The 305-nt window shown below is 46.9% G+C and carries 1 protein-coding gene; it reads right to left on the minus strand.

The window, feature by feature from the left end; genetic code table 11:
• On the minus strand, positions 1-305 hold a 305-nt coding region (locus tag NRIC_RS19000; protein WP_146624296.1), incomplete at both ends, for an IS3 family transposase.

Genomic DNA, 305 nt, shown 5'->3' on the forward strand with positions numbered 1-305 from the left:
CGTTTATCGTTAACATTTAGCTGGCAGGTCCGCTTCAATTCATCTTTGATGCGACGATAGCCCATATCTGGATGCTGGTCATGAATCGTTCGAATGACTTCTGCAATGTGGCGATTGGTCTGTTCACGTACGCTCACAGGCTGTTTCACCCAGCGATAGTAGGCAGAGCGCGCTACCTGCAGGAAATCGCACATGGGTTTTATCGGGTAGCCCTTTTCTTCGTGCATGAATTTAATCGCCTGGTAGGCCACGACATTTCGAAATTGTCCTAACGATTCCTCCTTTCCAATTCCCTTACTTTTTTT

Source organism: Enterococcus florum, from assembly GCF_004309355.1.
GTDB lineage: Bacteria > Bacillota > Bacilli > Lactobacillales > Enterococcaceae > Enterococcus_A > Enterococcus_A florum.